This window comes from Methylobacterium sp. WL18, from assembly GCF_008040015.1.
Lineage (GTDB): Bacteria > Pseudomonadota > Alphaproteobacteria > Rhizobiales > Beijerinckiaceae > Methylobacterium > Methylobacterium mesophilicum.
On the sequence record NZ_VRVD01000235.1, the window covers coordinates 1 to 6,927 of the forward strand.

Sequence of the window (6,927 nt, forward strand, 5' to 3'; positions counted from 1 at the left end):
CGCCGGGCGCATTCCCGGGCGAGCCGGCCGACCGAGAACTGCGTCCGCACATCGCTCCCGGCGAGGACGCGATACGCCGCACCGTTCTCCGCCACCTCGACCGGCCGAGGCGGACGCGGCGCGGCCTGGCTCGGCCGTCAGACGCGGTTCCGCCTGGAGCCGGCCGACGACCCGGTCTTCGATCGCCGCCTGAACCTGCCCGACCATTCCGTCGGCTGGATCGTGCTGAGCTATGGCGGTGACCCCCTGGTCGCGCCGCGCCGGCCGATCCTGCGCGTTATCCGAGGGGTCGACGGCACGCCGCAGGATTTCGTCCTCCCGGGCGCGTCGCACGGTTACGCCCATTGGCTCGGCCTGATCCCCGCAGATGCCCGGGAGATCCGGCTCTCGGCCGGACCGGGTTTCGTGCTGGAGCGGGTCGGGGCCCGGAGCGAGGCCTCGGTGCTGGTCCAATGCCTCTTGCGGCGGCCCTGGCGCTTCGTGTCGTCCCTCTACGAGCGCGCGCGCGGGTCCGAGCGGCGCTATCGCGATACGTTGCGCGGCGCCTGCGCGGTGACGCCGATGCAGCATTACCGGTCTTGGGCGGCGTCACGGAGCCGCCCGATCCAGGTGGCGCCCACCGCGCTGCGGATTCGATGCTTGATCCTCGCCCGGCCGGGAGAGGACGCGGCGCTTGCCGCGACATTGGACGCCCTCGGAATGCAGATTCACACGGGGCGGACGGTCGTCGTCGCCTGGAAGGATGCACGTCCCGAGGCACCGGACGTCCGTGCCGAACATCGAATCTGGGACGATCGTGCCGCGCCCGCCGACCTCACCGCCGAGGCCGACGCCCTGTGCCTGCTCCGGGCCGGGGACATCCCGACCCCCGACGCGCTGGCGCTGCTGGCGACAGCCCTGGCGGGGGCGGATCTCGCCTACGGCGACGAGCTGGGCCCCGATGGCCTCCCGCTGCTCAAGCCGGATTGGAGCCCGGACCTCGCCCTGGCAACCGGCTATGTCGGCCGCGTCACCCTGTTCTCCCGCGCCCTGCTCACGCGGCTGCCGCCCGAGCCGGTTGGGCCCATGGACGAGGCGATCCTGGCGATCGAGACCGCCGCGATCGTCGCCGGCGCGCGCGGCGCCCATGTTCCGCGCGTCCTCGCCAGCACGGCCGGTCATAGCCTGGATGCCGCGGGGAGAGCCCGCGTGCTGGACGCCCGCCTCGATGCGTTGAGCGTCTGGCCGAAGGCGTCCGTTCGCAAGGGCGCCGTCCAGCTGGACTGGCCGCTGCCGCGTCCCGCCCCGCGGGCCAGCATCGTGATCCCCTCCCGCGACCGGCTCGACCTGATTGAGCGGGTCTGCCGCGGCGTGCTGCACGAGACGGCTTACGCCGATCTCGAACTGATCATCGTCGACAACGGGTCCACCGATCCGGCCGTGCTGGCGTATTACGAAGCCCTGCGCCGGGACCCCCGCGTCCGGATCCACGTCGATCCGCAACCGTTCAACTTCGCCGCCATGGTCAATGCCGGCGTCGCCGACGCCACCGGCGCGGTCGTGGTGCTACTCAACAACGATGTGGCCGTTCTTGAACCCGGCTGGCTCGACGCGATGGTCCGCCAGGCGAGCCGGCCCGAGGTCGGGGCGGTCGGGGCAAAGCTCCTCTACGCGAACGGCACGCTGCAGCATGCCGGCGTCGTGGTCGGCCTCGGCGGGCGGGCCGGCCACATCCTGCGCCGCCGCCCCGGCGACACGCCAGGCTATCTCGGACGGTTGCATGTCGCCCACGAGGTCTCGGCCGTCACCGCCGCCTGTCTGGCCGTCGCGCGGGAGAAATATCTCGCGGTCGGCGGCTTCGACGCCGAGGCGTTCCCGGTGGATTTCAACGACGTCGATTTCTGCCTGCGCCTCAGCGCCGCCGGCTGGAAGACGGTGTGGACTCCGGCCGCCACGCTGGCTCATCTCGAATCCGTCAGCCGAGGTCCCTCGGTCGGCGCCAAGCGCGCGCGGTTCGAGCAGGAGGCGGCCCGCTTCTCGGAGCGCTGGCGCGACGTGATCCGGCACGACCCGTTCTACCATCCCGCCCTGTCGCTCACGACTTTCGGCGAGGATCTCGAATGACGCGGCGCCGATGACCGAGCCTGTGGTCGGCCTCGCACAGAGACTGCATCTCGGCATTCCGCGGCGCTCCGGCCGCGCAATGCTCGACGTGCTGCGTCACCTACTGGGCCACCCTCGGGCGACGGGAGAGATCCTGCTCGCGCGGCTCCAGGGCCGACGGCTGCGCGCGCGCCAGAAGCTGGCCGCCCTGATCGGGATCGACCACCGACTCACCCTTCCGGCTAGCATCCTCGACCGATTCCCACCCGCTCCCGCCCCGCCGGCGGACGGCATCCTGGTGTTGGGCGACGGCATGTTGGTCGCGGGTGCGCTCGACCGCATCGCCACCGCCTTCGCGGCCGATCCGGAGCTTCAGGCCATCTACGGCGATGCCCTGATCCAGGACCATCCACGCGGCCCGGTGCGGCCCCTGCTCGCGCCAAGCTTCGACCCCGACTGGCTGGCGCACCTCGACTATCTCGCCCCCCTGTTGGCTTGCCGGGCGGGATCTCTCGCCCCGGCGACGCAGCCGACCGGCCCCGCCGACGCCGCGTTCCGGATCGCCGAGCGGTACGGCGCCGGCGCGATCGGCCACCTGCCCGAGATCCTTTCGATCCGTCGCGGCGAGACCGGGGATCGTGCGTCGCCGGCAGGGGAGGGGGGACGGTATCGCCACCGCGACGCCCTGCGCGGCCATCTCGACCGGACCGGCCGCAGCGAAAGCCGCATCGTCGTTGCCCGGGACGACGGCCTTCTCCAAGTCGAGCACCCGCTGCCCGATCCGCGGCCGCTGGTGAGCGTCATCGTGCCGACCCGCGACCGGCTCGACCTGCTCCGCCCCTGCCTCGAAAGCCTCGCCGCCTGCACCGATTGGCCGAACCTCGAGATCCTGGTCTGCGACAACGACAGCCGCGAGCCGGAGACGCTGGCGTTCCTCAAGGCGCTGGAGCGTGAGGGGAGGGGGCTCGTCGTACCCTGTCCGGGCCCGTTCAACTTCGCCGCCATGAACAACGCCGCCGCCGTCCGCGCCCGCGGGGCGCTGCTGGTCTTCGTCAACAACGACGTCGAGGCGTTCCGGCCCGACTGGCTGACCCGTATGGCCCGGGAGGCCCTGCGCCCCGAGATCGGCGCTGTCGGCGCCAGGCTCCTCGACGGCGAGGGGCGGGTCCAGCATGGCGGCATCGTGCTCGGAACCGGCGGCCTGGTCACCCACGCGCACCGCCACTTCCCCGGCGACGCCCCCGGCTACCTTGCGGGCCTGCGCGCAACGCACGCGGCCTCGGCGGTGACCGCCGCCTGCCTGATGGTCGAGACGGAAAAATTCCGGGCGGTCGGCTGCTTCGACGATGCAGTCTTCGCGGTGGATTTCAACGATGTCGACCTGTGCCTGCGCCTGAACGCGGCCGGCCATCGCACGCTTCTGGTGCCGGGGGCTGTACTGCATCACCGCGAATCGGCGAGCCGCCGCTGGACCCCGGCGGCGCGCGCCCGCCACGAGCGCGAGATCGCGGCGCTGAAAAAGCGATGGGGGCCGCTGCTGGCGCAGGACCCCCACTATCACCCGGGCTTCGACCCGGACCTCTCGACCCACGCGCGGCTGCGGCGGGCCTTCCCTGCGGCGGGGCCGGCATCGGTGCGCCGGCCATCCACCTGAGCGGATTACTGGACCAGGCGCGGGCCGCCGCCCTGGACCTTCTCGTTCTCCGACATGATCCCGAGCCGCTTGGCGACTTCGGTGTAGGCTTCGATCAGGCCGCCCAGATCCTTGCGGAACCGGTCCTTGTCGAGCTTGTCGGAGGACTTGATGTCCCACAGCCGGCAGGAATCCGGGGAGATCTCGTCGGCGACGACGATGCGCATCATGTCGCCTTCCCACAGGCGGCCGGTCTCGATCTTGAAGTCCACGAGCCGGATGCCGACGCCGAGGAAGAGGCCCGACAGGAAGTCGTTGACGCGGATCGCCAGCGCCATGATGTCGTCGATCTCCTGGGGCGTCGCCCAGCCGAACGCCGTGATGTGCTCCTCCGACACCATCGGGTCGTTGAGCGCGTCGTTCTTGTAGTAGAACTCGATGATCGAGCGCGGCAGCTGGGTGCCTTCCTCCAGGCCCAGCCGGGTCGCCAGCGAGCCGGCCGCGACGTTGCGCACGACGACCTCGAGCGGGATGATCTCGACCTCCCGGATCAGCTGCTCGCGCATGTTCAGCCGGCGGATGAAGTGCGTCGGCACGCCGATGTCGTTGAGGTGCTGGAACACGAATTCGGAGATCCGGTTGTTCAGCACGCCCTTGCCGTCGATGACCTCGTGCTTCTTCGCGTTGAAGGCGGTCGCGTCATCCTTGAAGTGCTGAATGAGCGTCCCGGGCTCGGGCCCCTCGTAGAGGACCTTCGCCTTGCCCTCGTAGATGCGACGGCGGCGGTTCATAGGCGTGTACCGTGGTTTGAGGAAGTCCATGGGCCGAGGCTCCTGATGCGCGACGATTGGGAGGAATTCGCGGCGCGGCGACCGGATGGGAAGGTCGGGCAACCGGACGGCCTCTGCCCGAGGGCCCGGCTACTGCCGCTGAAACTAGCCGAACGGGGCTTCCAGCACAACGCGTTAGCCCGCAGGGCGGGATTGCGGACGGCTTTCCGGACGTGACGAGCGGCCGTCTGCGCAAGCGTCACATCACCCCGTGCCGCGGCGCTCTTCCATGGGCGCGGTTTTGGACGGGTACCGGCACAGATCGGCGATGAGGCAGCGGGGGCACTCGGGCTTTCGCGCCTTGCAGGTGTAGCGGCCGTGCAGGATCAGCCAGTGGTGGGCGTGCAGCCTGTAGGGCTCCGGGACGATCGCTTCCAGACCGGCCTGTACCTTGTCGGTGGTGGTGCCGACGAACAGCGGAATCCGATTCGAGACTCGGAAGATGTGGGTGTCCACGGCGATCCGCGGCACCTGGAACGCGATGTTCAGCACCACGCTGGCGGTCTTGGCCCCGACCCCGGGCAACACCTGCAGCGCCTCCAGGCTCGCCGGCACCGCCCCGCCATGCCGCTCGACCAGGATGCGCGAGAGCGCGACGACGTTCTTGGCCTTGGTGTTGAACAACCCGATCGTGCGGATGAAGCTTCGGACCGTCTCTTCGCCGAGTGCCAGCATCTTCTCGGGCGTGTCGGCCACCGCGAAGAGCGGACCGGTGGCGAGGTTGACGCCGCGATCGGTCGCCTGGGCCGACAGGACCACGGCCACCAGAAGCGTGAACGGGTTGACGAAGTGGAGCTCGCCCTTCGGTTCCGGCTCGGCCGCGTGGAAGCGCCGGAAGATCTCCGTGAGCGTCTCCGGATCCACCGCGTCCGGCGCAGCCTCGACATGGACCGTGGTGGCCGAGGCGATGCGTCCGCCGAGGCGCCCCGAGGCTGTGGCTTTCACGGGGGCGGCGGTCACACCTGCGGCACGCCGTCGAGGTGGGCTGTTAACCGGGGGCGGAGGCTTTCTGGCGGGCATCGGCGCGTTATATGGATCGCATGGTTACCGGCAATCCTTCCGTCCACCCGCACGGGCTCGACCCGGACACGATCGACCGGCCGGTCTTCTCGGCCACCATCCGTCCGCATCAATCCTTGAGTCGCCTGGGCTTCCGGGTCGTGATGACCGGCTGCTGCCTGGTCTCGCTCACGGTTTCGGTCTGGGCCTGGCGAATGGGCTTCTGGCCTGTGGCCGGTTTCTTCGGCCTCGACATGCTGGCGATCTATGCCGCCCTGAAGGTGAGCTTCCGGCGCGGGCGATCCTTCGAGGAGGTGATGATCTCACAGCTCGAGATCCTGCTGGCACGGGTCAGCCACCGGGGCGAGCGACACGAATGGCGGTTCAATCCGCTCTGGACCAAGATCGTCACCGTGGAGGACGACGAGTACGGCCTCCAGCGGCTCACCCTCGTCTCGCGACGGCAACAGGCGTTGGTGGCGCGGGATGCCGACCCGGACGAGCGGGCCCGCATCGCCCATGGGCTCGGTCAGGCACTGGCGCGGGTCAAGAAGGGCTACTGAGCGCGTCACGCGTCGGCCACCGGGATTCGGCAGAGATGACGATTGCACCGCAACAACGCGGTTGACGCCACCGGCGCACCTGCCTATAGAGCTGTTCATCGGCGCCGGCCGCGGAAGTGGCCCGGGCGCTGAAGCATCTTCTGACAAGATCGGCGATTGGCCGGCGCGTTTGCCGGGCGGTCTTCTGTTTTTGTTCGATGCCGACCCTGATGTATCGTTCGCTCCGGCGAACCAAACAGTCGGGTTGACAGGGAGCACGGTGGGCTCTAAACGCCCTCCACCGCTGAGGCGGCCGACCGAATGGTCTGGCGCGTATCACGGTTCTCCCAGTCGGGCAAGCAAAAGATCCGGGCCTCGGTCCAGGTCGTCGTCTCGTCTGCAGCGATACCGGCTCGGCTGGTATCGTGGGGTCTTTGACATTGTTGGATTTGAGGAAGGGAGACGCGGACGGCGTTTGTCCTTGCGGCTGGAGCTTAGGCTTCGGCGTGTGAGAGACTAGTGCCGATCGTCGTATCTCTCTTTTTGAGCTCACCGATTTCGTCGCGCTGTGAAGCGCTGCGGGATCGATTGTGAGGCTCCGTCTGAGAACTACGTGATCGGCCAGATCAATCTCTTCAACGTGAGAGTTTGATCCTGGCTCAGAGCGAACGCTGGCGGCAGGCTTAACACATGCAAGTCGAGCGGGCATCTTCGGGTGTCAGCGGCGGACGGGTGAGTAACGCGTGGGAACGTGCCCTCTGGTTCGGAATAACTCAGGGAAACTTGAGCTAATACCGGATACGCCCTTTTGGGGAAAGGCTTGCTGCCGGAGGATCGGCCC

General features: G+C 69.0%; 5 protein-coding genes and 1 rRNA gene. 4 read left to right on the top strand and 2 right to left on the bottom strand.

The features are described 5' to 3' along the window. Positions 1-222 precede the first annotated feature (222 nt). Together FV228_RS16595 and FV228_RS16600 are read left to right on the top strand one after the other, a co-directional pair. Positions 223-2,103 carry a glycosyltransferase family 2 protein gene (locus tag FV228_RS16595; protein ID WP_246693928.1) on the top strand — a complete coding sequence of 627 codons (1,881 nt, stop codon included), beginning with the start codon at positions 223-225 and terminating at the stop codon, positions 2,101-2,103. Positions 2,104-2,182: 79 nt separating this feature from the next. Then, positions 2,183-3,736 (top strand): glycosyltransferase, encoded by a 1,554-nt coding sequence (locus FV228_RS16600; RefSeq protein ID WP_246689987.1) that lies wholly within the window; start codon positions 2,183-2,185, stop codon positions 3,734-3,736. 5 nt (positions 3,737-3,741) lie between these two features. Here the strand turns inward: FV228_RS16600 and purC are convergent, their stop codons facing one another. Next, positions 3,742-4,536 (bottom strand): phosphoribosylaminoimidazolesuccinocarboxamide synthase, encoded by a 795-nt coding sequence (gene purC / locus FV228_RS16605; protein ID WP_147855639.1) that lies wholly within the window; start codon positions 4,534-4,536, stop codon positions 3,742-3,744. Between the two features lie 213 nt (positions 4,537-4,749). After that, the gene (gene nth / locus FV228_RS16610; RefSeq protein ID WP_238259994.1) at positions 4,750-5,565 is read right to left on the bottom strand and encodes an endonuclease III; all 816 of its coding nucleotides are present in this window, start codon (positions 5,563-5,565) and stop codon (positions 4,750-4,752) included. A 20-nt stretch (positions 5,566-5,585) separates the two neighbouring features. Here nth and FV228_RS16615 point away from each other — a divergent pair, with 20 nt between their 5' ends. Beyond that, positions 5,586-6,107, top strand: coding sequence for a DUF2244 domain-containing protein (locus FV228_RS16615; protein ID WP_147855642.1), 522 nt, complete (start codon positions 5,586-5,588; stop codon positions 6,105-6,107). 615 nt (positions 6,108-6,722) lie between these two features. Continuing rightward, positions 6,723-6,927, top strand: a 16S ribosomal RNA gene (locus FV228_RS16620); the annotation flags it as partial.